General features: G+C 63.2%; 26 protein-coding genes and 1 tRNA gene. 9 read left to right on the forward strand and 18 right to left on the reverse strand.

Translation table 11 applies throughout. The annotated features are described in order from the left end of the window. Nucleotides 1-25: 25 nt before the first annotated feature. Nucleotides 26-598: a hypothetical protein gene (locus SJY40_RS10355; RefSeq protein WP_378945931.1), complete on the reverse strand. Its 573-nt coding sequence runs from the start codon at nucleotides 596-598 to the stop codon at nucleotides 26-28. Between the two features lie 95 nt (nucleotides 599-693). Between SJY40_RS10355 and hemB the strand changes: the two genes are divergently transcribed. Together hemB and SJY40_RS10365 are read left to right on the forward strand one after the other, a co-directional pair. After that, nucleotides 694-1,689: a porphobilinogen synthase gene (gene hemB / locus SJY40_RS10360; protein ID WP_378945934.1), complete on the forward strand. Its 996-nt coding sequence runs from the start codon at nucleotides 694-696 to the stop codon at nucleotides 1,687-1,689. A 73-nt stretch (nucleotides 1,690-1,762) separates the two neighbouring features. After that, complete coding sequence (locus SJY40_RS10365; RefSeq protein ID WP_378945937.1) at nucleotides 1,763-2,389, forward strand: YSC84-related protein; 627 nt, start codon at nucleotides 1,763-1,765, stop codon at nucleotides 2,387-2,389. A 5-nt stretch (nucleotides 2,390-2,394) separates the two neighbouring features. On the opposite strand, the gene SJY40_RS10370 is transcribed toward SJY40_RS10365, so the two are convergent. Beyond that, the gene (locus SJY40_RS10370; protein ID WP_378945940.1) at nucleotides 2,395-3,039 is read right to left on the reverse strand and encodes a GntR family transcriptional regulator; all 645 of its coding nucleotides are present in this window, start codon (nucleotides 3,037-3,039) and stop codon (nucleotides 2,395-2,397) included. Between the two features lie 31 nt (nucleotides 3,040-3,070). Beyond that, nucleotides 3,071-3,688: a M48 family metallopeptidase gene (locus tag SJY40_RS10375; RefSeq protein WP_378945943.1), complete on the reverse strand. Its 618-nt coding sequence runs from the start codon at nucleotides 3,686-3,688 to the stop codon at nucleotides 3,071-3,073. Nucleotides 3,689-3,863: 175 nt separating this feature from the next. On the opposite strand from SJY40_RS10375, the gene SJY40_RS10380 reads away from it, so the two are divergent. The 3 genes from SJY40_RS10380 to SJY40_RS10390 all read left to right on the forward strand — a co-directional run bounded on the left by SJY40_RS10380 (nucleotide 3,864) and on the right by SJY40_RS10390 (nucleotide 4,894). Next, a complete protein-coding gene (locus SJY40_RS10380; protein WP_378945945.1) occupies nucleotides 3,864-4,181 on the forward strand; it encodes an FYDLN acid domain-containing protein in 318 nt (105 codons plus the stop codon). Between the two features lie 59 nt (nucleotides 4,182-4,240). Continuing rightward, nucleotides 4,241-4,636 (forward strand): DoxX family protein, encoded by a 396-nt coding sequence (locus tag SJY40_RS10385; RefSeq protein WP_378945948.1) that lies wholly within the window; start codon nucleotides 4,241-4,243, stop codon nucleotides 4,634-4,636. Between the two features lie 182 nt (nucleotides 4,637-4,818). Beyond that, nucleotides 4,819-4,894: transfer RNA gene (locus SJY40_RS10390), tRNA-Ala, on the forward strand. A gap of 67 nt (nucleotides 4,895-4,961) precedes the next feature. Here SJY40_RS10390 and SJY40_RS10395 read toward each other — a convergent pair. Genes SJY40_RS10395 through cyoA form a run of 7 tightly spaced genes read right to left on the reverse strand, consistent with a single transcriptional unit; the run spans nucleotide 4,962 to nucleotide 11,722 of the window. Continuing rightward, nucleotides 4,962-5,495: a response regulator transcription factor gene (locus tag SJY40_RS10395; protein ID WP_378945951.1), complete on the reverse strand. Its 534-nt coding sequence runs from the start codon at nucleotides 5,493-5,495 to the stop codon at nucleotides 4,962-4,964. After that, nucleotides 5,492-6,784 carry an ATP-binding protein gene (locus SJY40_RS10400; protein ID WP_378945954.1) on the reverse strand — a complete coding sequence of 431 codons (1,293 nt, stop codon included), beginning with the start codon at nucleotides 6,782-6,784 and terminating at the stop codon, nucleotides 5,492-5,494. The genes SJY40_RS10395 and SJY40_RS10400 overlap by 4 nt, the downstream gene beginning before the upstream one ends. Then, nucleotides 6,781-7,518 carry an SURF1 family protein gene (locus tag SJY40_RS10405; protein WP_378945956.1) on the reverse strand — a complete coding sequence of 246 codons (738 nt, stop codon included), beginning with the start codon at nucleotides 7,516-7,518 and terminating at the stop codon, nucleotides 6,781-6,783. Before SJY40_RS10405 ends, SJY40_RS10400 begins: the two co-directional genes overlap by 4 nt. Then, the gene (gene cyoD / locus SJY40_RS10410) at nucleotides 7,515-7,892 is read right to left on the reverse strand and encodes a cytochrome o ubiquinol oxidase subunit IV (RefSeq protein WP_378945959.1); all 378 of its coding nucleotides are present in this window, start codon (nucleotides 7,890-7,892) and stop codon (nucleotides 7,515-7,517) included. The genes SJY40_RS10405 and cyoD overlap by 4 nt, the downstream gene beginning before the upstream one ends. Beyond that, complete coding sequence (cyoC, locus tag SJY40_RS10415; RefSeq protein WP_378945962.1) at nucleotides 7,892-8,512, reverse strand: cytochrome o ubiquinol oxidase subunit III; 621 nt, start codon at nucleotides 8,510-8,512, stop codon at nucleotides 7,892-7,894. The genes cyoD and cyoC overlap by 1 nt, the downstream gene beginning before the upstream one ends. Nucleotides 8,513-8,515: 3 nt before the next feature. Next, complete coding sequence (cyoB, locus tag SJY40_RS10420; protein ID WP_378945965.1) at nucleotides 8,516-10,513, reverse strand: cytochrome o ubiquinol oxidase subunit I; 1,998 nt, start codon at nucleotides 10,511-10,513, stop codon at nucleotides 8,516-8,518. A 24-nt stretch (nucleotides 10,514-10,537) separates the two neighbouring features. Beyond that, nucleotides 10,538-11,722 carry a ubiquinol oxidase subunit II gene (gene cyoA / locus SJY40_RS10425; protein WP_378945968.1) on the reverse strand — a complete coding sequence of 395 codons (1,185 nt, stop codon included), beginning with the start codon at nucleotides 11,720-11,722 and terminating at the stop codon, nucleotides 10,538-10,540. 211 nt (nucleotides 11,723-11,933) lie between these two features. Between cyoA and SJY40_RS10430 the strand changes: the two genes are divergently transcribed. Next, a complete protein-coding gene (locus tag SJY40_RS10430) occupies nucleotides 11,934-13,250 on the forward strand; it encodes an MFS transporter (RefSeq protein WP_378945971.1) in 1,317 nt (438 codons plus the stop codon). An 86-nt stretch (nucleotides 13,251-13,336) separates the two neighbouring features. Here SJY40_RS10430 and SJY40_RS10435 read toward each other — a convergent pair whose 3' ends face one another. The 3 genes from SJY40_RS10435 to SJY40_RS10445 form a co-directional block, all read right to left on the reverse strand. Next, the gene (locus SJY40_RS10435; protein ID WP_378945974.1) at nucleotides 13,337-13,744 is read right to left on the reverse strand and encodes a hypothetical protein; all 408 of its coding nucleotides are present in this window, start codon (nucleotides 13,742-13,744) and stop codon (nucleotides 13,337-13,339) included. Nucleotides 13,745-13,832: 88 nt separating this feature from the next. After that, on the reverse strand, nucleotides 13,833-15,725 hold the full coding sequence (locus SJY40_RS10440; RefSeq protein ID WP_378945977.1) for an OmpA family protein: 1,893 nt from the start codon (nucleotides 15,723-15,725) through the stop codon (nucleotides 13,833-13,835). Between the two features lie 247 nt (nucleotides 15,726-15,972). Further along, complete coding sequence (locus SJY40_RS10445) at nucleotides 15,973-16,440, reverse strand: GNAT family N-acetyltransferase (protein WP_378945980.1); 468 nt, start codon at nucleotides 16,438-16,440, stop codon at nucleotides 15,973-15,975. A 313-nt stretch (nucleotides 16,441-16,753) separates the two neighbouring features. On the opposite strand from SJY40_RS10445, the gene SJY40_RS10450 reads away from it, so the two are divergent. Genes SJY40_RS10450 through SJY40_RS10460 form a run of 3 tightly spaced genes read left to right on the forward strand, consistent with a single transcriptional unit; the run spans nucleotide 16,754 to nucleotide 18,445 of the window. Further along, nucleotides 16,754-17,194, forward strand: a complete 441-nt coding sequence (locus SJY40_RS10450; RefSeq protein ID WP_378945982.1) for an SMI1/KNR4 family protein — start codon at nucleotides 16,754-16,756, stop codon at nucleotides 17,192-17,194. A 1-nt stretch (nucleotide 17,195) separates the two neighbouring features. Next, nucleotides 17,196-17,726, forward strand: a complete 531-nt coding sequence (locus tag SJY40_RS10455; protein WP_378945985.1) for a hypothetical protein — start codon at nucleotides 17,196-17,198, stop codon at nucleotides 17,724-17,726. 38 nt (nucleotides 17,727-17,764) lie between these two features. After that, complete coding sequence (locus tag SJY40_RS10460; RefSeq protein WP_378945988.1) at nucleotides 17,765-18,445, forward strand: hypothetical protein; 681 nt, start codon at nucleotides 17,765-17,767, stop codon at nucleotides 18,443-18,445. A 632-nt stretch (nucleotides 18,446-19,077) separates the two neighbouring features. Here the strand turns inward: SJY40_RS10460 and SJY40_RS10465 are convergent. The 5 genes from SJY40_RS10465 to SJY40_RS10485 are packed head-to-tail and all read right to left on the reverse strand — an operon-like array spanning nucleotide 19,078 to nucleotide 23,724. Continuing rightward, nucleotides 19,078-20,412 (reverse strand): glutamine synthetase family protein, encoded by a 1,335-nt coding sequence (locus SJY40_RS10465; RefSeq protein WP_378948380.1) that lies wholly within the window; start codon nucleotides 20,410-20,412, stop codon nucleotides 19,078-19,080. 5 nt (nucleotides 20,413-20,417) lie between these two features. Further along, nucleotides 20,418-21,242 carry an ABC transporter permease gene (locus SJY40_RS10470; RefSeq protein WP_378945991.1) on the reverse strand — a complete coding sequence of 275 codons (825 nt, stop codon included), beginning with the start codon at nucleotides 21,240-21,242 and terminating at the stop codon, nucleotides 20,418-20,420. Further along, nucleotides 21,239-22,105, reverse strand: coding sequence for an ABC transporter permease (locus SJY40_RS10475; RefSeq protein ID WP_378945994.1), 867 nt, complete (start codon nucleotides 22,103-22,105; stop codon nucleotides 21,239-21,241). Before SJY40_RS10475 ends, SJY40_RS10470 begins: the two co-directional genes overlap by 4 nt. 50 nt (nucleotides 22,106-22,155) lie before the next feature. Next, the gene (locus tag SJY40_RS10480) at nucleotides 22,156-22,890 is read right to left on the reverse strand and encodes a transporter substrate-binding domain-containing protein (protein ID WP_378945997.1); all 735 of its coding nucleotides are present in this window, start codon (nucleotides 22,888-22,890) and stop codon (nucleotides 22,156-22,158) included. Nucleotides 22,891-22,926: 36 nt separating this feature from the next. Next, the gene (locus tag SJY40_RS10485) at nucleotides 22,927-23,724 is read right to left on the reverse strand and encodes an ABC transporter ATP-binding protein (RefSeq protein ID WP_378946000.1); all 798 of its coding nucleotides are present in this window, start codon (nucleotides 23,722-23,724) and stop codon (nucleotides 22,927-22,929) included. Between the last annotated feature and the right edge of the window lie 51 nt (nucleotides 23,725-23,775).

Genomic DNA, 23,775 nt, shown 5'->3' on the forward strand with positions numbered 1-23,775 from the left:
TTGCGGGAACGTGAAGTCAAGCGCGTCACAGGCCATTGGGATGCATGATCGCCCATGCCGATCCCCACAGCACCGTCGCCAGAACCGAGACCATCGACAGGACCGTCACCCACCGACGGTGCCAGATCATCATCCGCGCGGCCTTCTGTGCCGCCTGATCCGGGGTGATCCGGCCCAGTTGCGCGTCGCCGACCAGCGGCACCAGATTGCGGGCCAACCGGACGCGCATCCAGAACAACACCCAGAAGGGCATCAGCAGCAGGAACATCGCCTGCGCCAGTTCCAACCAGAAGGCAAAGCCCAGCATTGCCAATGATGTCAGGCCGAAGGATGTCAGGCCCAGAAAGACCGCGCCCTCGGTCGGTCCAAGGCGCCAGCGTGGCAGCACCAGCGACAGCCAGTCCAGCAGCCCCAGCACCGCCGGATCATCGCCCTGCCCGGCCGCCAGCGCCGCGCGGGCACGCGCCACGACATCCGAAGGGATACCCATGATGGTCCGGCCCGTGGCCGACCACAGGCCGACCAGCGCCAGCCAATACCAGATCGTCATGAATGAGCGGCTGTCCAGAAACCCGATCAGGCTGTTGACTTGCGGCACGAGCAGTTCCTTGTCCTTGGCTGCGCGTGACCTTAGATCGGGTTTCAAGCAAGGGAAAGCCGCCCGGTTGTCCCACCCCAAGGCAGGAGGCCCCCATGGCCAACCCGATCATCGCCCCGTTCCCCGCAGGCCGCCTGCGACGCCTGCGCCGCAGCCCCAACATCCGCGCGATGGTGTCCGAGGTGAACCTGACGCCCGCCAACCTGATCTGGCCGATCTTCGTCACCGAGGTGCAGGGCGCCGAGGGCGAGATCGCATCCATGCCCGGCGTGGACCGCCTGACCATCGACGGCGTCAAGCGCGCCGCAGAACGCGCGGCACGGCTGAACATCCCCGCCATCTGCATCTTCCCGCATTCCGACAGCGACCTGCGCACGGATGGCTGCGAACGCGCTTGGGATCCCGACAACATCGGCAACCAGGCGATCCGCGCCGTCAAGGAGACCGTGCCGGATCTGGTCGTGATGACCGACATCGCGCTGGACCCCTATAACGCCAATGGCCACGACGGGCTGGTCGTCAACGGCGAGATCCTGAACGACGAAACCGTCGAGGCGCTGGTCCGCATGGCGCTGGTGCAGGCCGAAAGCGGGGCCGACATCCTTGGGCCGTCGGATATGATGGACGGACGCATCGCCGCCCTGCGCGGGGCCTTGGAACAGGCGGGCCACAAGAACACCGCCATCCTCTCCTATGCCGCGAAATTCGCCAGCGCCTATTACGGGCCGTTCCGCGATGCCGTGGGCGCCTCGGGGCGGCTGGTCGGCGACAAGAAGACCTATCAGATCAACCCCGCCAACAAGGGCGAGGCGATCCGCTGTGTCGCCCGCGACCTGTCGGAAGGTGCCGATATGGTCATGGTCAAGCCGGGCATGCCCTATCTGGACATCTGCCGCGCGGTCAAAGACGAATTCGGCGCACCGACCTTTGCCTATCAGGTCAGCGGCGAATACGCGATGATCGAGGGTGCCATCCGCAACGGCTGGCTGTCGCAGGATGTCATGGTGGAAAGCCTGCTTGCCTTCCGTCGGGCGGGCTGTGACGGCGTGTTAAGCTATTTCGCGCCCACCGTGGCCGAGATGCTGGCGTGACCCAGCCCCGTCGCGTATCGTCGCGGGCAATCGGGGCGGAACAAGTCCCAGCATTGCTTAACGAGGGCGACACATGACCAATACCACAAAGCTGTCCCGCCGGACCCTGCTGGCGTCGGGTGGTGCGGCACTGCTGGCCGCAGGATGCACCAATGCGGTCGGCACCAACGGTCCGGCACAGCTGGACGGGCGGGTCGATCAGACGCATCAATATCTGGTCTCGACCTATCCGGCATCCGCGCCGCTGATCCAGAATGCGCGCGGCGTTCTTTACATGCCGCTGATGACCGAGGCCGCATTGGGCGTCGGTGGTGCCTATGGTCAGGGGGCGCTGCGTATCGGCGGCCAGACGGTCGATTACTACAGTGCGACACGCGCCACGGTCGGCTTTCAGGCCGGTGCCCAGCAATATGCCCATGTGCTGATCTTCCAGACCGATCAGGCGCTGGCGGCCTTCCGCGCGGCGCCCGGTTGGGTGGCTGGCGCAGGCGCCTTCTATGCGGTGCCCGCGGGTGGCATGGCGGTCGGGGCGGATACCTTCAGCGCCCAGTTCCCTGTGGTTGCAATGATCTTCGGCCAGTCGGGCCTGATCGCCGGTGCCGCCATCGAAGGTACGAAATACAACCGCATCATCCCCTCGACCCTGCCGGAACTGCGGTTCGGCAACATAGGCCTGCCGCCCATCGGCCAGCCCGGCTGATCGCCTCAGGCCGAGGTCAGATGCCGCAAGCCGTGCGTGACATCCGCGCGCACGGCCAGCCTCAGGGCGGGTTCATCCCCCGCCCGCAGCGCCGACAGGATCATCCGGTGATGACGCGGCGGTTCATTGCGCTTGACCCGCCCGTAAAGCGCCCGCATCGTCGGCCCCAATTGCAGCCAGATGGTTTCCAGCATCGCCAGCATCGCCGGGGCCTGCGCGCGCAGATACAGCATCCGGTGGAAATCCAGATTGCAGCGGATATAGCCGACCGCATCATGGCGATCGACCGCGTCGGCAATCCGCCCGTTCATTGAGGCCAACCTGTCGATCAGCGCGAAATGCGCGCGTGGCAGCGCGCGGGCGGCCAGTTCCGGCTCGATCAGGGCGCGCAGGGCGGCCAGTTCCTCGATCCGTTCGTCCGACAAGGCTGGCGTGGCGACGCGGCCGGATCCCGACAGCGTCAGCGCCCCTTCCGCCACCAGACGGCGCACGGCCTCGCGCGCGGGGGTCATCGACAGATGATGTTCCGCCGCCAGCCCGCGCAGGGTCAGCGCCTTGCCGGGTGGCAGCTCACCCAGCATGATCTGGCTGCGCAGCGCGCGGTACAGCCGTTCATGGGCGGCGATTTCGGTAGGGCGGGGTGTCGTCATACTCCGTTTGTGATCACATCCAGGACGCGCGTCAATCGCGGAATTGCCACAACATCAGATCGCCGCCATGCGCCCGCAGCCAGGCGCGATGCGGCCCGTGATCAGGCATCAGGTCGTGAACCTGTGACCAGAACCGTGCGGAGTGATCCATATGCGCCAGATGCGCGACCTCATGCGCGGCGACATAGGTCAGGACAGGCGCAGGGGCCATCGCCAGCCGCCAAGAAAACATTAGTCGCCCGTCGTGGGTGCAGCTGCCCCACCGCGATCGCGTGTCGCGCAAGGCGATGGCGCGATAGGGTCGGCCAAGCGAGGCGGCAAACCCGTCGCAGGCCGGTCGCAGACGCGCCAGCGCCACCTGCCGCAGCCAGGTCGCCACGATCACGCCCGTCGGACGTCCCTGCGGCACCAGCAGCGCGTCACCCTGAACCTGAACCTGCCGGACCTCGGCGGGGGTGATGGTCAGCGCCCTGCCCTCGACCGGGATCTGCGCGCCGGGCTGGGCCGTCTGCCAGGCCGGAACCCGCAGTGCTGCCTGCTGCAGCCAGCCCGCGCGCGATTCCGCGAAATCACGGCCCTGCTCCAAGGGCACCTTCACCGGCAGCGTCAGGATCGCACCGCTGCCATCGCGGGGCACCCTCAGGGTCATTCGCCGCGCCCGCGCCGATCGGCGCAAGCGCAACTGTGATCCATCCGAAAGGGTGATCCGTTGATCCATGCTTGCCTTGCCTGCCCCGTCCTGCCAGATAAAGCCTTTGACACGTCCCGGCCTCTGTGGCAGGGGCCATCCCGATTTCCCCTAATCGCGGCTGAAGGAGAATACCATGCCCAAAGAGGAATGGGGCACCAAACGCCTGTGCCCGCATTGCGCAACGCGCTTTTACGATCTCAAGGCCGATCCGATGGTCTGCCCGGCCTGCAACAACCAGTTCACGCTGGACAGCCTGACGGACAGCCGCGGCAAATCCGTGACGCCCGAAAAGAACCAGGCGCGCGGCAACAACCAGACGACCTCGGACGACGACGAGGATATCAGCGACGATTCCAACGATCTGGACGATGATCTGCTGGAAGACGACGATGACGACGGCGACGTGTCGCTGGACGAAATCGCCGATGTTGCCAGCGACGACGAAGATTGATCCCCAAGGGCCGCGCGACGCAGCGCGGCCCTTTTTCTTTCAGTTTGGAGACTAAGAGAATGCCGTTCAAAGGTCTTGGCGCCTATCAATCCCAGATGCTGGGCGTGCTGCGCATCGTGTCCGCATTGATCTTCTTTGCCCATGGCACCCAGAAACTATTGGGCTTCCCCGCCAGCGACATGAACCCTGCGGTGATGTCGATGGGCTGGATCGCCGGCGTGCTGGAACTGGTCGGCGGTGCGATGCTGATCCTTGGGCTATTCACCCGCCCCGTGGCCTTCGTGCTGTCGGGCCTGATGGCCTGCGCCTATTGGCTGGCCCATGCGCCCCAAAGCCCCTTCCCGGCGCTGAACGGCGGCGATGCCGCGATCCTTTACTGCTTCGTGTTCCTGTATTTCGTCTTTGCCGGTCCCGGTGCCTTCAGCATCGACCGCGCCACCCACCGCGAGGCCTGAGCCGCGCCCCCGACAAGGCCTGCGGGCCTTGTCTTCCCAACGTCTTAGCTGCCGCCGCCCGTCAATTCGGGCCACTTGGAAAAAATCGCCGCCGGTCGCGTTTTTTCTGCTTGCACCCCACCGCACCCACCCTTATAGACCCCTCACAGCCAAGGCGCCAAGCGCCGAAGCAGACAAGACGTGGGGCCATAGCTCAGTTGGTAGAGCGCTTGCATGGCATGCAAGAGGTCAGGGGTTCGACTCCCCTTGGCTCCACCACGCCTCCTCCCGGACATTGACGGTTTTAATCGCGTGAGCGGCGACGGTTCCAATCGCGCAAGCGGCGTTAGCGCACCTGCCATTTGGCAAGTTTTCGCGCCAATGTGCGGCGGTGCATGCCAAGACGGCGTGCCGTTTCCGAGATGTTGAAATCGGTCGCCAGCAGCGTTTCGTGGATCTTCTCCCACTCCAGCGTCTTGATGGTCGTCGGGCGATTGGCGGGCTGGACCTCGGCGTCGCCCTCGGTGCGTTCAAAGGCCGCCAGAATATCGTCCGTGCCCGAAGGCTTGGTCAGATAATGCGATGCGCCCAGCTTGATCGCCTCGACCGCGGTGGCGATGCTGGCAAAGCCCGTCAGCACGACGATGCGCATGTCGGGATTCATGCGGTGCAGATAATCGACGCAGGTCAGCCCCGATTCCCCCGACAGCTTCAGATCGACGACGGCATGGGTAGGCATCACCGGCATCCGCGACTTGCGCATCTCCTCGGCCGAGGGAAAGCGGGTGACGGAAAAGCCGCGCCGCTCGAGCGACCGCTTGAGGGTCAGGGCAAGGTCGTCGTCATCCTCCACGATCAGGATATGGGCATCGGGGGTCATCTGCGGTCTCCGGTGACGGACAGCTTGTCCAAGGGCAGCTTCAGGGTGACCAACGCGCCGCCCCCCGCCAGGTTCGAGGCTGTGACATCTCCTCCCAGCTTGCGGACGGCGTTGACGACCAGGAAGAGGCCCAGCCCCCTGCCCTGCCCGGGCTTGCTGGAGTTGTAGGGCTTGCCGAGATTGGCCAGAACATCGGGGCGGAACCCCGGACCGCGATCACCCACCCGAAAGACAAGATGTTCGCCCCGCACCGAAGCGGTCAGCTCTACCCAATGCGGCGACACCTCATAGGCGTTCTCAAGCACAGTGCTGACCAGTTGGGACAGCGCGGCATCGGCCAGGATCCTGATGTCGGGGATCACCTGATTGCGCAGGGTCAGTTTGGCCTGATCGTGGTTTTCCGACCATTCCGCCAGGATGTCGTCAAGAAAATCGCCCACTGTGGTGGGCACGGGGTCTTCGCCGCGCAATTCGCCTGATGACGCCAGAATGCCGCTGACGATGGATTTGCAGCGGTCCACGGCCTTTTGCATCTGGGCGATGTCATGCTGCAGTTCAGGGTCGCCGGCGGTTGCCGGGATCGCCCGCCAGTCGCTGAGGATCACCGAGATCGAGGCCAGCGGGGTGCCCAGTTCATGCGCCGCCCCCGATGCCAGCAGGCCCATGCGGACGATGTGATCCTCTTCGGCGGCATGCTGGCGCAGCTGGGCCAGTCGGGCGTCGCGGTCGCGCAGGTTACGGTTGATGCGGGTGACGAAGGTGACGATCAGCACGGCGTTGATCAGCAACGCGACCAGCATCCCCGCCAGATAGGTGATGAAGAACGGTTCGTATTCGGGCAACCGCAGGGGCAGATGCACCCGCGTCAGCAGCGCGCAAAGCAGCCCGGTCAGCGCAACGAAACGCCAGCATTGGCTGGGTCGCAGCAGGACCGCAGCCAGCGTGATCTGCAGCAGATAGATGGCGATGAACGGGTTGCGGCCGCCGCCGCTGAGACCCAGCTGAACGGTCAGCAGCAGGATGTCGATCAGCAGCACCCAGGCCAGGTTCGGCGCCCGCTTGCGACGCAGCCAGTGGATGCTGACAAGGTTCAGCGCCAGCAGCGCCCCCAGTGTCATCGCCATGACGGACAGCGGCAGGTCGATGTTCAGCACCAGCTCGACGAAGAGGATGGTGATCAGCTGGCCCGCGATCGCCAGCCAGCGCAGCTGCACCAGCAGACGCAGGTTCTTCAGATCGGTGTCGGCCCCGTTAAGGGCCGGCCCGGGGATCGTGTCGCTTCCGATCACCTGTCGTCCTGTCTTCGTCCGTATCGCCAGACCAAGAATGCCGCGCCAAGCGTCCCCGCCGCAAGGGCGAACCACGTCAGCGCATAGGACAGATGCGAATTGCGGAAGCTGACCACCGTCAGCCCGCCTACGGGCGCACCGCCCGGATTGGGCGTGGCATCGGAATCGACGAAGAAGGGCGGCAGAGGTCCGTCCCTGTCGGCCATGATCGCGCCGACGTCGCGCGAATACCAGCGACCGGCGGCAGGGTCGTTGTCGCGCAGGAAGGCGCCATCGGGCTGGGACATGCGCAACAGGCCGGTCACGGTCACCGGCCCCGCCACTTGTCCATCGGGACGCGCGGCGGGGTCGCGTTCTTCGGGCGACACGTAACCGCGGTTCACCAGATAGGTCGCATCGGACGTTTCCAGGGGCGTCATGACCCAGAAGCCGCCGCCCAGTTCGGTGACGGCCTTGACCAGCGTTTCGTCGTCATGGTCGAAGACCCCGCGCAGGGTGACCTTGCGGTACTCATCGGTGGCCTCGGACAGGGTGTCCCATGCGGCAGGCAACGGCGCGGGGACCGGATCTGCGGCAAGGCGGGCATCGACGCGGGCGATCAGATCCTGCTTCCAATGCAGGCGCTGCACCTGCCATGCGCCAAGCGAGACGAAGAGGGTCAGCAAAAGAAACGTCGCCCCTGCCAGAATGGCAAGGGCGACGGTCGAAAGGCGATGGCGGGCGGGGGCGGTCACGATTGCCCCGTCATCCCTTGAGGCATCGGCATCATGTTGGCGTTCATGTGATACATGACCCAGACCGACCCAGACAGCATGATGACCAGAACGACGATGGTGAAGACCAACGAGATCATCGTCCAGCCCTTCTCGGATTTGCTGTTCATATGCAGGAAGTAGATCATGTGGACGACGATCTGGGCGACCGCCATGCCAAGGACGATCATCACCGTCAGCATGCGGCTGGACAGCCCGCCCGCCATGACCAGCCCGAAGGGGATGGCCGTCAGGATCACCGACAGGACAAAGCCCGTGACATAGGAGCGGACGCTGCCGTGATCATGGCCGTCTGCGTGACCATCTGCGTGATTATGCGTGTCGTGCGTGCTCATCAGATCATCCCCATGAGATAGACGAAGGTGAAGACTCCGATCCAAATGACGTCAAGGAAGTGCCAGAACAGCGACAGGCACATCAACCGGCGCATGTTCGACGCCGTCAGCCCCGTGCGCAGCACCTGAACGATCAGCGTGATCAGCCAGATGATGCCGAAGGTGACGTGCAGCCCGTGGGTCCCCACCAGCGTGAAGAAGGACGACAGGAAGGCCGAGCGGCCGGGCGTCGCGCCCTCGTGGATCAGGTGGCTGAATTCATACAGCTCGATTGACAGGAATGCCGCGCCGAAGATGCCGGTGATAGCCAGCCAGACCAGCATCATCGTCTGCCGCTTGCGTGCCATTTCCAGCATCGCAAAGCCGTAGGTGATCGACGACAGCAGCAGCATCGCGGTGTTCAGCGCGACCAGTTCCAGGTCGAACAGTTCCTTGGGTCCGGGGCCGCCGGCGTAATTGTGGCCCAGAACGGCATAGACGGCAAAGAGGACCGCGAAGATCAGGCAGTCGCTCATCAAATAGATCCAGAACCCCAGCATGGTGCTGTCGCCTTCCGGCAGATGGGGTTCGTGATCCAGGTGGAACTTGCGCGGACCGGTAGGTGTGACGGTGGATGACATGGCTTATGCCCCGCTTTCGATCAGCTTGCTGCGCCGTGCTTCGGTATCCACCACGGTCTGCACCGGGATGTAGAAGTCGCGCTTGGTGTTGAAGGTATGGCCGATGGCCACGGCCAGGATACCGATGAAGCTCAGCACGGCCAGCCACCAGATGTACCAGATCAGGGCAAAGCCGCAGGCGACGCTGAGACCGGCGATGATGATGCCCGCACCCGTGTTCTTGGGCATGTGGATCGCCTCGTATCCCGACAGCGGACGTTCATAGCCGTTGGTCTTCATGTCGTGCCATGCGTCGATGTCATAGACCACCGGCGTGAAGGCGAAGTTGTAGTCGGCCGGCGGCGACGAGGTCGCCCATTCCAGCGTCCGCCCCTGCCAGGGATCGCCCGTGACGTCGCGGTTCTTCTTGCGGTCGCGAACGGACACGCCGATCTGGATCAGGAAGGCTGCGATGCCCACCGCGATCAGTGCCGCGCCGAAGGCCGCGATGATGAACCAGATCTGCAGGCTGGGGTCGTCGAAGACCCGCATCCGGCGCGTCACGCCCATCAGGCCCAGGACATAAAGCGGCGTGAAGGCGAACCAGTAACCGGCCAGCCAGAACCAGAACGAGATCTTGCCCCAGAATTCATCCAGCTTGAAGCCGAAGGCCTTGGGGAACCAGTAGTTCATGCCCGCGAACAGCCCGAACAGCACGCCGCCGATGATGACGTTGTGGAAGTGGGCGATCAGGAACAGCGAGTTGTGCAGCACGAAGTCGGCGGGCGGCACGGCCAGCAGGACGCCCGTCATCCCCCCCACGGTAAAGGTGATCATGAAGGCGATGGTCCACAGCATCGGCAGGTCGAAGCGAACGCGGCCGCGATACATGGTGAACAGCCAGTTGAACAGCTTGGCCCCTGTCGGGATCGAGATGATCATCGTGGTGATCCCGAAGAACGAGTTCACCGAGGCGCCCGACCCCATCGTGAAGAAGTGGTGCAACCAGACCAGGTAGGACAGGATCGTGATGCAGACCGTGGCATAGACCATCGAGGTATAGCCGAAGAGCCGCTTGCCCGAAAACGCCGAGGTGACTTCGGAAAAGATGCCGAAGGCGGGCAGGATCAGGATATAGACCTCGGGGTGGCCCCAGATCCAGATCAGGTTCACGTACATCATGGGGTTGCCGCCCATGTCGTTGGTGAAGAAATGCGTGCCGACATAGCGGTCCAGCGTCATCAGCACCAGAACGGCCGTCAGCACCGGGAAGGAGGCCACGATCAGCACGTTGGTGCAAAGCGAGGTCCAGGTGAAGATCGGCATCTTCATCATGGTCATGCCCGGCGCGCGCATCTTGATGATGGTGACCAGCAGGTTGATGCCCGACAATGTCGTGCCCACGCCCGCGATCTGCAGACCCCAGATGTAATAATCGACCCCCACGCCCGGGCTTGCCTCGGCGCCCGACAGGGGCGGCATGGCCAGCCAGCCGGTCATGGCGAACTCGCCGATGAACAGCGACAGCATGACGATCACCGCGCCGCCGACCGTCATCCAGAACGAGAAGTTGTTCAGGAAGGGGAAGGACACGTCGCGCGCACCGATCTGCAGCGGCACGACATAGTTCATCAGACCCGTCACCATCGGCATGGCGACGAAGAAGATCATGATCACCCCGTGCGCGGTGAAGACCTGGTCATAATGGTGGGCGGGCAGATAGCCTTCGGACCCGCCGAACGCCATGGCCTGCTGCAGGCGCATCATGATGGCGTCGGCAAAGCCGCGCAGCAGCATGATGACACCCAGAATCATGTACATGATGCCGATCTTCTTGTGATCGACCGAAGTGAACCACTGGGACCACAGATAGCCCCAGAGGCGGAAATAGGTCAGGGCCGCCACCGCGGCAATCCCGCCCAGGGCCACCATCGCGAAGGTGGCGACCAGGATGGGCTCGTGCAGGGGCAGAGAGGCGAATGTCAGGCGACCGAACAGGAAAGAGGTGTTCGGATCTTGCATGGGCGATGTCATGGTTCGGTCCGATTACTTGTTGGCGGGATTGGACTTGGCAGCACCAGATTGGGCAGCGTCGGGCAGGAACAAAGGCATGAAGTCGCGCCCCAGCCCGTGACCGCGCAGCATGCGCTTGTCGGCCTCGGTGGCGGTCTTGTCGGCCTCGGGGGTGTCGGACTGCATCTCGTCCTCGCCGCCGTTGCGGCTGACGTCGGTGCCTTCGGACCCGTGCCCTTCATGCGCGTGGCCATCTTGCTGGTGGCCATCTTGCTGGTGGCCGTCATGCGCCATGCTGCCGTGATCCGCATCTTGGCCGTGGGCCATATCCATGCCGCCGGATTTCGTGTGCATGTCCTGCATCATCATGTCGTCCATGCAGGTCTGGCCCGGTTCGACGCACATGTTCAGGATGTCGTGGTAGAGTTCTTCCCCGACGCCCGCGAAATGCATCGGCGCGACGTTTTCGGAAGGCTGCGTCAGTTCAAGATAGGTGTCGCGGTCTAGCGCGGCGTCCTGATCCTGCGCCTTGGCGATCCATTCGTCGAAGCCGGCCTCATCCATGCCGTGGAACTTGAAGCGCATCCCCGAGAAACCCGCGCCGGAATAATTCGACGAGAAACCGTCATAGACGCCTTCTTCGTTGATGACGCCGTGGAGGGCGGTCTCCATGCCGGGCATGGTATAGATCATGCCGGCCAGCGTCGGGATATAGAAGGCGTTCATCACCGAAGACGAGGTCAGCTTGAATTCGATGGGGCGATCGACGGGGGCGGCCAGTTCATTGACCGTCGCGATGCCGTATTGCGGATAGATGAACAGCCACTTCCAGTCCAGCGACACGACCTGAACCTGCAGCGGTTCGTGGTCATCGGTCACCACCACGTCGCGGGAAATGCGGTCCAGCTTGCGGTAGGGGTCCAGAAGATGCGTGCCGACCCAGGTCAGGCCGCCAAGGCAGATGATGATCAGCAGGGGCGCAGCCCAGATCACCACCTCCAGCTTGGTCGAATGCGCCCAGTCCGGGGCATAGGTCGCATCGGTGTTCGAGGCGCGGTATTTCCACGCGAAGAAGACCACGAGGCAGATCACCGGAACGATGATCAGCAGCATCAGCAGGGTCGAGGTGACCAGGACGTCCCTCTGCCGCGCTGCCACGTCGCCCGACGGCGACAGCACCACCGCATCGCATGCGGACAGAAGGGCCGGGATGGTCAACAGGGCGGTAAGGTGTAAACGTTTCAAGGCGTTTCCAGTCCGATGGTCCATGAAATGACGGGTTATGGGCAGCCCGGGGCCGCGCCAGGTGGCAGCGATACGCCCAATGAACCCGGCCCGACATTGGACAATTTGCCCAATGCACATGACCGTCAAACAAGCGCAGGAACGCCGGTAAATTCATGACAATCGCGAACGGAGCAACAGCGGCATGACCAGCAAAGCCTCGACCATCGCCGAAAAGGACGCCCGCGCGCATAACGACGCGCCGGTCCCGCTGGAACCGAGTGAGATTTCCATCGGGGTCGTCATCGGACGCACATCCGAATTCTTCGACTTCTTCGTCTATGCCATCGCATCGGTTCTGGTCTTTCCCGACCTGATCTTTTCCTTCACCGATCCGCTGCGCGGGACGATCTATTCCTTTGCCATCTTCGCATTGGCCTTTATCGCGCGTCCCATCGGCACGGCGATCTTCACGCTGATCGACAAGAACTATGGTCGCGGGGCCAAGCTGACCTCGGCGCTGTTCCTGCTGGGCGCATCGACGGCCGCACTGGCCTTCATCCCCAGCTATGAACAGGTCGGCGGCTATGCCATCCTGTTCCTTGCGATCCTGCGCATCGGTCAGGGCATGGCACTGGGCGGCGCATGGGACGGTCTGGCGTCGCTGCTGGCGATGAACGCCCCCAAGGGACGCCAAGGCTGGTACGCGATGATCCCGCAGATGGGCGCACCGCTTGGCCTGATCGTGGCCAGCGGGCTGTTCGTCTTTCTGGTCACCAGCCTGAGCGCGCGTGATTTCCTTGATTTCGGCTGGCGCTATCCCTTCTTCGTGGCCTTCGCGATCAATGTGGTGGCGCTGTTCGCCCGCCTGCGCATCATCGCGACGCCGGAATACGAAAAGCAGTTCGACAACCTGGAGCTGACCCCCGTCCGCGCCAGCGAGACCATCAAGGCCGAGGGTCGTCACCTGCTGCTGGGCGCCTTCACGCCGCTGGCCAGCTTTGCGCTGTTCCACATGGTGACGGTCTATCCGCTGTCCTGGGTGTTCCTGTTCACGAACGAATCCCCCGCCGGCTTCCTGATCATCGAGATCGTCGGCGCCGTCATCGGCCTGCTGGCCGTGATGATGTCGGGCATCGTCGCCGACCGCATCGGCCGCCTGCGCCTGCTGTCGATGTGTTCCATCGCGATCGGCGTCTTCGCCCTCTTTGCGCCGATGCTGCTGAACGGCGGTGCCGTGGGCGAGGTGATCTATATGGTCGTGGGCTTCACCCTGCTGGGCCTGTCCTTCGGTCAAAGCTCGGGTGCGGTTGCGGCACGCTTCTCCAAGCGGTTCCGCTATACCGGCTCGGCGCTGACCTCGGACATCGCGTGGCTGATCGGTGCGGGCTTCGCCCCGGTGGTCGCCCTGCTGCTGTCCAGCACCTTCGGCCTGTGGAGCGGCGGCGCATATCTGCTGTCGGGCGCCATCTGCACCTTCGTGGCCCTGCGCCTGACCAAGCAGTTGGACTTCCAATCCTGATCCGACTGCCTTGCGGTCATCGCCATCTGAAAACGGCGGAGCGTCCAACGCTCCGCCGTTTTTCATGTCATCGATATGTGGCGGGTTCAGTTCAGCAGAACACGCGCCAGATTGATGATCGACAGGATCTGCTGGGTCTTGGCGTCCACGCGGATCAGCCGGTCGCCGTCGCGGTAATAGCGCCAATCATCCCGACGCTCGATGTCATAGCGGTCATAGTCGCGCACCAGCACATAGTCCTGACTGCGCAGCCGGTCCCCGACCCGCGTGCCATATTTCGCGGCCTGCCCCGGCGGAACGCAGGAGGGCGTCTTCTTGGCCAGACCCGGCGGGCAACCCTTATGCTGCTGCGACGCTGCATTGTGGTGCTTGCCCGATGCCTGCCCATGCCCGTTGCCGTCACCCTTGCCGGGATTTGCCAGCGCCGGGTTCGCCAGCGACATGAAGCCAAGGCAAAGCCCCATGGCCACGGTCTTGCCGAATGCGGATTTCATCGTGCTGATCCTTTCCAAGGGGCGCTGCCCTGTAACGCAAAGGGCGGCCTTCGTGATGAAGGCCGCCCCCGCTGCTTGGTCCTGTCGATCAGTTTGCTGCGGTCTGCAGCAGCCCGGTGATGCGACGCACGGCGACGCGGCGGTTTTCGCGAACGTCACCTTCCTGCGCGACCTTGGGCGATTGCTCGCCATAGCCCTGAACGACCATATTTTCCGGTGCGACCTGGAAATACTCGGTCAGTGCCAAGGCCACCAATTCCGCACGACGATCCGACAGCGCAAGGTTTGCGGCGTCTTCACCGACGGTATCGGTATGACCTTCGATCAGGAAGATCTCGTTCGGGTTCTCTTCGATGGCACCGCGGATGACATTGCCAAGGGCCGTCAGCTTCTTGGCCTGATCGGCGTCAATGGCGGCCGAGTTGGTTTCAAATGTGATGCCGTTGACGTCGATCGGCGCAACCAAGGACCGCACCTGCGAAATATCGCGGATCTGGGCCAGGCTAAAGCGACGGTCAACATCTGCTTCGCGCATCAGCGCCTCGCGCAGCGATTCCTCGTCCATATCGCCACCGGCATTTTCGATTGCGGGCGCTGCGGCGGGCAGGCTGGCGATATCGACCGGATCGACGGCGCTGGTTTCATCGATCAGCAAGGTCTGCGTGCCATCTGCCGAAACCAAGGTCCGGCGCAGCACGCGCAGATCGGCGTCGCGGATGGTCACCACGCGGCTGCCATCCTGACGGGTCACGACCGTGCGCGACGAGCCGTCATCGAAGTTCTCGGTGGCGACGGTCGAGCCGGGCTGACGAAGCAGAGCCACATCATCCTTGATCAGTTCCTGCGTGCCGTCCGGACGCGTCACGACGACACGGTCGGGGGTTGACAACTGCACCTGACGGTTGTTGTTCAGCATCGCACCGACGGCAACGCCGCCCAGACCCAGCAGCACGGCCTTGGTCAGGTCGTTACCATCATCCGAATCATCCTTGTCGGCATCCTGCTTTTCGGTCGAGGTCGCCTCTTGCATCGTCGTGGCGAAATCTTCGCTGGACGAGCGGCTGTTTTCCTCGGTCACTTCCTCTTCCGTCACCTCGGAGGTGGCATTGTCGTCCAAGGCGGCGACATTCGGGACCTGAGTGGCTTTGGCAGCATCTTCCGCGGCAGCGGGCTGTGCCTGCGCGTCTGCAGCAGGTGCATCCGTCGCTGCAGCGTCTGCTGCGGGGGCATCGGTGGCAGGGGCTTCTTCGGTCGCAGCAGCTTCGTTGTCCGCTGCAGCATCGGCACCAGCCGCCGGAGCTTCGGTCGTCGTATCGGCCTCCGCGTCCTGCTCAGCCGCCATCGCGGCATCCAGATCCGTGGCTTCGGTCTCGGCTTCGGCTTCTGCCGGCGCGGCTTCTGCCTCGGAGGTCGCATCCTCGACAGGCTCGGCGGTCATGTCGGCTTCAGCTGCGGGTTCCACAGGGGCGTCCGCAGGGGCTTCGGTTGCCTGAGCGTCGGTCGCGGGTTCAGCTTCGGCCTCGGGGGCCTCGGCCGCTGCCGGATCGACGGCATCGGTCTGCTCTGCCTCCATGGCCGCCTCGAGATCGCTGGCCTCGGGCGTTGCGGTTTTCTCGGGCGTCGCAACGGGTTCAGCTTCCGCCTCCATGGCATCCTGCAATGCGGTATCGTCCTCGGCAGCGGGCGCGTCGGTGGTTGTCTCCGCTTCCGTGGCCGTGGGTTCGGCGGTCATGGCTTCGGCCTCGGCAGCCGGTTGCTCGGTCGCGGCCTCTGCTTCAGCACCAGCTTCGGGCACAACCTCGGCCACAGGCGCCTCGGTCGAGGCATCGGCTTCGGGCGGCGTCACTTCGGGGGTCGCCTCAGCAGCGGGCGGCACGACATTGCCTTCGGCATCTGCTGCGGCCTGAGCCGCAACCATCTGCGGCGCAAGCAAGGCAAGGCAGGCGGCGATGGCAGTGGTATTCTTGAATATACGACGCATGTTTGCTCCTCGAAAACAATTGCGATCATCTTGGGCAGACAACTTGGCCCGTATCGTCCGGTTCCCGAATGCGCATGCCATGCACGTAAGATTGATCGCCCGATCGCAGCCGTGAAAAGCGACGATCATGGCCATGGCCGAAACGGCCCATCAAGGTGCATGCCGCCATTCCATCAACGCCAAGCCAAACGACGGGAAATTCGTCCCGTCGCCCTGATCACGCCGCAGATTTCGACTGCCCTGCCACCTAGGCGGCGCGCCTCTCCTCCAGATCAAGGCGCATGGTCGCCATGCCCTGACGACGCGACAGTTCCTCATATCCGGCCGAGCGATAGGCGTTCACCGCCGGCGCATTGTCCACCTCGACCTTCAATGTCAGGGTCAGCGCCCCCAGATCGCGCGCAGCCTGCTCGACGCATTCGGTCAGTTCGGCCCCCGCACCGCCACGCGCTTCCTCGATCAGAAAGGCATAGGTCAGATGCCGCACCTCGGGACCGACCCCGACCCGCAAGGCAAAGAACCCGACATCCTGCCCGGTTTCATCCTGAAGATAGAAGGAGACATCATCCAGATCCCCCAGCCATTTGCGATGCCATTCCATTTCATCGAATGGCACCTTGGCGTTCGGGTTGATCAACGGGATCTCATTGGGGGGCAGCATCGCTGCCAGCGGTCCAAGATCGCGGTCGCGGTTCCGGCGCAGGGTAAGCGGCATGGGTCCTTCCTTTGGTCAATCTGGGCGTGGCGTTTCCGGTTCGAAAATCTTGAAAGCCGGGTGCCTCACATAAATGCCCCCTGCAAGTCAACCATCGCGCCCTCCCTTCCCTGCCGGCAATCCCACTTGACGGTTTCGATGTTCGCACGAAACATGCGCCGATCAGACGTCATGCAAGTTGGCCGAACCCGATGCAGCACAGGAACATTCACGGCAACGCCGAACCAGCACCAAAGGCCTGCGCGTCTAAGCATGTCCCCGCCAGCATCCAACTCTTCCGCGCCAGCTCGCGGGCCAGGCAGGGTCGCCGCCCATGAAATCAAAACGTCAGTCCACCCCCGCGACACTTGCGCCGGATACCCTCGACCTGTTGGAACATGTACTGGGGGCGCGGCTGCCTGCGCCCTATCGCGCATGGCTGGCCCATCGCAACGGGCAACTGCCCAAGGACCGATACGTCACCTTTATGGCAAACGGGCGGCAGTCCGAGACCCATCTGCACTATCTCTATGCCGTCAATTCCAGCGAAAGCTTCAACGATCTCTGGACCTATCACTCCAGATACGGCGCAGTTTACCGTCACTGGTATCTTAGTATCGGTGGTGATGATTTCGGCAACCAGTTCCTTCTAGCGCTGAAAGGCCCAGATCACGGCAAGGTCTTCTTCTGCGACCACGAGCTTCCCTTCGACACGGCCCTGCACCTGATCGCCAACAGCTTCGACGATTTCATTGCCGGGCTGCGCCCTGACTGACATGCGCAGATCCACCTATTTCCATGCCACACCCAAGGATATGCATGCCCTGTTGCAGCAGGTCGAGGCACAGGCCTGCTTTGTCTATGCCGAACATCCCGATGTCAGCGCGCGTCATGTCACCCTGTACGATACGGCGCGCCAGATCCCCGACCTGATGCGGATGTTCCCCGGCCATTTCACCCATCCGCTGTACCTGATGGCCCCGGACGCGCGCCCCGAACCCGAACCCTACGGGCATATTGCGGGCACCAGATACCGGCTGACGCCCCGGCAGGTGTCATCCGCCGTCGTCGTGCAGCTGACCGGAGAGCATCCGGACGGCCCGCTGTTGCGTTCGCAGTTCTGGCTGTGCGGCACGGCGCCAGAGATCATCCGCCTCGAGAACATCCTGTTCCGCACCATGCGCCGGACCTTCACCAATATCAAAGGCACCAAGATCGGTCCGCAGGCATTGGAACAGCTTCGTGCCGGGCGACGCCTGACCTACGATATCCGCGCACCCGATGGTGCCGACGTCCAACTGCCCTGATCGGCAACCCTGTGCGATGTTTCATGCCCGCCAGTCGCATGCATATCACATGGCATTCGGGCGTGCTGTGCCGGAGGAATGCATCAAGCACCGCCCGGGTCTTGCAACGGGTCGGCCCGCGCCCCGTTGACATCCAGATGCGGACGCATCATCCAGTTCAGCAGCCGGAAGTTGCTTCACCCGGCGGCCTTGGATGCAGCGACAATTTGGACGAGACCGGGATGGGGCCATCGGCTCGTCCTGTCGAACTGGAAGGCGGGATAATTCCCCTTGCCAGCAATGCGGAAGCGCAGGATCTGGTCTTGAAGCTGCAGAGAGCACCACGCCGCATCCGTAAACGCAGCGCAGAGCAACTGGTGGACCTCAGCCTCATCCATCATTTCCACGCCGCTCAGAATTTGCCGGCGCAGCGTGCCACGGAGTTTGGGCTCGCGACGGTGCTTTTCAGGTCCGTCGCTCGGCCCGGCATCCTAAGGACCGTGAGCAAGCGCGCCGGTGCCCTGGGCGCGTCAGCTGCAAAGGCATCCACGAGGGAACAGATTGAAGCCCTCAACAGCGCCCGGGCCCGACCTTCCAGCTTTTCAAAGGCGATCGGGTGGGAAGGATTCACATCCTTCAGGCACAAGATCGTGCGGCAGCTGGGCCCCGGTTTCTGTTGCGACCTCTTCGTCGGCGTCGGTCAGTTGACCGATGACATGTCAGGGCGCACGCGAAAGTAGGGGCAGGTCCAGTCTGCTGCGGAGGTAGTCTCCGAAAGCGGCAGCAGACCCTCGGCCATTCCGAAGGCGTGGCCCTTGCCAGCCACACTCAGAATGCCAGGGTGGCGATGGTTGGCCCGCAAGTTCGCCCGTTTGTGGTCCACCTGTACCAACTCCATGCCCCTCGCCCTGTTCTGGCGGGTTATGTCGTGGAGCGTCTTGTTGTCATACTCTGGCAGATCGACACCGGCACAGGCGGCGCGCAGCCGCAAGAGATGCAGGGCTAGGCGCCTGCCCATTTCGCGGAAGGCATGTCGTAATCGGGGAACATTACCTCGGAAAACCACTCATGGCTGGTCCTTGCGTGAACTAGCCGCACATTCGCGGCTGAAGACGTTCATTCAATGGGCACGAACGCTGGTTTCAGAAGGACCCGGGTCGGGAATAAATCATGAATTTCGGAAGAGCCGCCGTTACGCAGGCGTCGGGAAACGCCACCCTGAGGCGTGTGCCCTCGACAAACAGAGTTCAAACGTGGCTAAACGGCTGAAGCAAAACGATACCACTACTTAACACCTTCGCAGTGGCAGTTTTACGCGTGTCTGAATGGCAGAAACCCCCGTAGAAAGGCAGTTTCACGGGGGTCGGTACAATCAGACCGTATCCAAATACAGTTCGACGGTTTCTTCGTCTGAAAGTTCGGCCATATAGTGAAGCTCCTGCCGCTTGGTCATCAGGAAGTTCTCGACCAGATGGGCGGGCAGGATGCGACGGATTTCGGGGCATTTGTCGAAAGCCTCGATGGCTGCGCCCCAATCACCGGGCAGCTGCGCAAGGTTCTGGTCATAGGCGTTGCCCTTGAAGGGTGCGGGTGCCTCCAGCTTGTCCTCGATGCCGTTCAGGGCGGCGCCGAGGATGGCCGCGACCGTCAGATAGGGGTTCACATCGCCGCCCGCGACACGGTGTTCGATCCGCCGCGCCTTGGGCCCCGACGACGGAATGCGGATTGCCGCCGTGCGGTTTTCATAGGCCCAACCGATGCCGGTCGGCGCGTGGGCGTTCGGCACCAGACGGTCATAGCTGTTTTCATGCGGCGCGAACAGCAGCGTCGAACCGGGCATGGCGCGCAGGCAACCGGCGACGGCCTGACGCAATTCTTCGGTGCCCTCATCGCCGCCATTGTCAAAAATGTTGCGCCCGTCCTTGGTCAGGATCGAGAAATGCATGTGCAGTCCGTTGCCGGAAAACTGTTCATAGGGTTTGGCCATGAAGCTGGCGGCAAAGCCGTAATTGCGGGCGACGCCCTTGACCAAGGTCTTGAACAGCCATGTGTCATCGGCCGCCTTCAAGGGATCGGCCTGATGCATCAGGTTGATCTCGAACTGGCCGGGGCCTGCTTCGGAAATGGCGGTATCGGCGGGGATGTCCATCAATTCGCAGGCGTCGTAAAGCGTGGTGAAGAACTGGTCGAACGTGTCCAGCGCGCGCAGCGACAGAACCTCGCCGCCGGTGCGGCGCTTGCCGGAACGCGGGCTGGGGGGCACGCGCAGCTGGCGTCCGCTGTCGTCGATCAGGAAGAACTCCAGCTCGGTCGCGACGACGGGGACCAGCCCCGCGGCGTCATAGCGCTCGACCACGCGGGCCAAGGCCTGACGCGGGTCGCCATCATAGGGGGTGCCGTCGGGATGGAACATCCACAGCGGCATCAGGGCGGTTGGCGATGCCTCCAGCCACGGCATGGGGACGAAACCGCGTTCGGTCGGCAGCAGCAGCCCGTCGGGGTCGCCGGATTCGAAGACCAGCGGGCTGTCCTCGACATCTTCGCCCCAGATGTCCAGATTCAGGACCGAATAGGGAAACTTGGTCCCCTCATCCACCAGCTTGCTGGCGTATTTCGCGGGCAAACGCTTGCCCCGTGCCACGCCGTTCAGGTCGGCGGCCGCAACGCGGATGGTCCGGACCTCGGGGTGTTCGCGCAGCCATTCCATCTGATTCATCTCACTATCTGAGGGCGGTATTTGACGCGCCGGACCTGCCCCGGAAGGTGTCGGTTCAGACGCCGGTTCACCCTGCCAAACAGCCAGATCAGCAGCAAGGTGGCCGCGATGAAATAGAAGGCGGCAATGGGATAGGCGACGAAGGGGTTGAACGTCTTATCCGCGAAATAGCTGGCGTAATACAGCGCGTCGCCACGTTGCTGGAACGCGGGAAAGCCGCTGAAATAGACCAGCGTGGTAGCATGGAACAGGAAGATCGCTTCGTTCGTATAGGACGGCCATGCCAGCCGCATCATCGTCGGCCAGATGATGCGCCGGAACCGCGTCCAGCCGGTCATGCCATAGGCATCCGCAGCCTCGACATCGCCCTTGGGGACCGACATCAGCGCGCCGTGGAAGATCTGCGCGGAATAGGCGGCGGTGTTCAGGATCAGGACGAACAGCCCCCCCGCCCAGGCCCGCGTCATCCAGCTGGTCTGGACCGTGATGCCGAAAATGTCAACGCCCGCACGGGGCAGCAGGACCAGCGCCTCGTAGGCGATGAAGAACTGGATGAACAGCGGGCTGCCGCGGAAGACGAAGATGAAGGCGTTGGCGGGACCGCGCGCCCAAGCATGCCGGCTGGCCTTGGCCACTGCCAGCCCATTGGCCAGCACGAAACCGAAAGCCAGCGCCAGGAACGCGAAATAGAGGTTCCAGATCAGCCCCGACCCGATCAGCGTGAATTGCTGGCACAGCGTGTAATCGGCCCGTGGCAGCAGGCGTTCGCCCATGCCGATGGAACGCAGCGCGTAATCGGTGATCGTCTGCGCGCAGCTCATGCGATGCCCCCCGCGCCCATCGTGGCCTGTCCGCGCGACAGACGGCGCGTGACCCGCGCCAGCACACGTTCGGAAACGAAGGTCATCAGCAGATAGAAGACCAGGATCGCCAGGAAATAATACAGCCGCCAGTCGGGATGGGGATAGCTGAAGGCGCTGGTCTTTGACCCGCCAAGTTCACGCGCCCAATAGACGATGTCCTCGACCCCCAGAAGGAACAGCAGCGGCGTGGCCTTGATCAGGATCATCCACAGGTTCGACAGACCCGGCAGGGCATAGGTCCACATCTGCGGGATCAGCACCCGGCGCGTTACCTGGCGCTGCGTCATGCCATAGGCTTCGGCCGTTTCCAGCTGGGCATGCGGGACGGCCTGCATCGCGCCGTAAAGCACGTTCGCGGCAAAAGCCCCGAAGACCACCGAAAAGGCGATGACGGCCAGGAAGATGCCATAGGTGTCATGCACCCAAGGGGGGCTGGTGCTGAGCGGCAGCTTGGCGGCGGCGCAGACGACGAAATCATTGCCCTGGCGGATCGGTTCGTCACCCTCGCACAGCATCTTGGCGCGCAACCATTCGAAGCCCTGGTCCAGCGCGATCGGCACGAACAGGAAGAACAGGATGTCGGGAATGCCCCGCACCATCGAGGTATAGATCTTGCCGAACCAGCGCAGCGGGGCGATCCGCGACCGAGAGGCCATGGCCCCGCCGAAACCGAACAGCAACGCCACCGGCGCGGTGATGGCCAGCAGCAGCAGCACCGTTCCAAAGCTGCCATAGAACAGCAGATGCGTGCCTGACGTCAGATAGCATGACAGCCAGGCAAGCCCCTCAAGCGTGGACGGATCGGTGCAATAGGAAAACATCGGATATCCCGGATGGCCGCCGCGGCCCGTGACCGCGGCGGCGGGTCATGTCACTCGAAGGTCATGGCGTCGTCGCCGAACCACTTGACGATCAGCTCGTTCAGGCTGCCGTCTTCCTTCATCGCGGTGATGGCGGTGTCGAACTTGTCCTTCAACTCGGTGTCGGACTGGCGCAGGCCCATGCCGATGCCTTCGCCTAGGGGAACGGCATCCTTGCCGTTGACCCAGACCAGTTCGCCGCCCGATTCCTCGACGATGGGGGCCAGGAAGTCGCGGTCGGCGAAGACAGCGTCAGCCTCGCCGTTGCGGACGGCGGCGACGGTCTGGTCGGGGTTGGGATATTCCAGCAGGGTCGCGCCGGTCTCGGCCACATGGCCTGCCTGAATCGTGCTGGTCTGGGCCGCGACGATGCCACCTTCGACGTCAACGTCAGCCGAAAGCGCCGCATAGGCCGAAGGCATCGCGGGGGTATAGGGCTGGGTGAACTGGATGACCGCCTTGCGTTCCTCGTTGATGTTCATGCCGGCCATGATCGTGTCATAGTTCGACGACACCAGGTTCGGAATGATCGAATCCCAATCGTTGCGGACCCAGGTGCAGTCCAGCTCGGCGCGGGTGCAGAGTTCATTGCCCAGCTCGATCTCGAAGCCGGTGACTTCGCCCGTCGCGTCGTCGATGAAATTATAGGGGGCATAGGCGCCCTCGGTGCCCATGCGGATGGTTTCGGCATTCGCCAGACCGGCGGTCAGCGCCATGGCGGCGGCGGCAATCATCAGGGTCTTCATGCTGACATAGTCTCCTGTTGGTGTTCGTTTTTTTGTTTAATGGGCCATCGTGGCCGACAGGAACTGGCGCAGACGGTCCGTCTGCGGGTTCCCGAACAGCTGCGAGGGCGGGCCTTCTTCGCAGATCACGCCCTGATGCAGGAAGACAACGTGATCGCTGACATCGGCGGCCAACCGCATGTCATGGGTGACCATGATCATCGTGCGATGTTCACCGGCCAGATCCTTGATGACCTTGACGACCTCTTGCTGCAATTCCGGGTCCAGCGCGCTGGTTGGTTCGTCGAACAACAGCGCGGTCGGCTGCATGCACAAAGCACGGGCAATGGCGGCGCGCTGTTGCTGGCCGCCCGAAAGCTGGGCAGGCCAAGCGTCGCATTTGTCGCCGATGCCGACCTTGTCCAGCAGGGCGCGGGCGCGGGTTTCCACAACAGCGCGATCCTCGCCCAAGACGGTCAGCGGCGCTTCCATGACGTTCTGCAGGATCGTCATATGGGCCCACAGGTTGAACTGCTGGAAGACCATCGACAGGTTGGTGCGGAACCGCGTGACCTGCGCACGATCGGCGGGCGCACGGTCCTGACCGCGGCCTTTCCAGCGCACGGCTTCCCCGTCGAACAGGATGTCGCCCGCCTGACTGTTTTCCAGCAGGTTGCAGCAGCGCAGCAGGGTGGATTTGCCGGAACCGGAGGATCCGATCAGGCTGATGACATGACCGCGCGGGGCGGTCATTGACACGCCCTTCAGCACATCAAGCTGGCCATAGGACTTGTGCAGCCCGTTGATCTGGATGACCGGCGTGGTCGTATCGGAGGGGGTCGAGGTCTTGTTCATCATCCGCGCATTGGGCGTCAAACGCCACGAATTTGCAACGGGGACTTGCGG

Source organism: Paracoccus sp. R86501, from assembly GCF_042466435.1.
Taxonomy (GTDB): Bacteria; Pseudomonadota; Alphaproteobacteria; order Rhodobacterales; family Rhodobacteraceae; genus Paracoccus.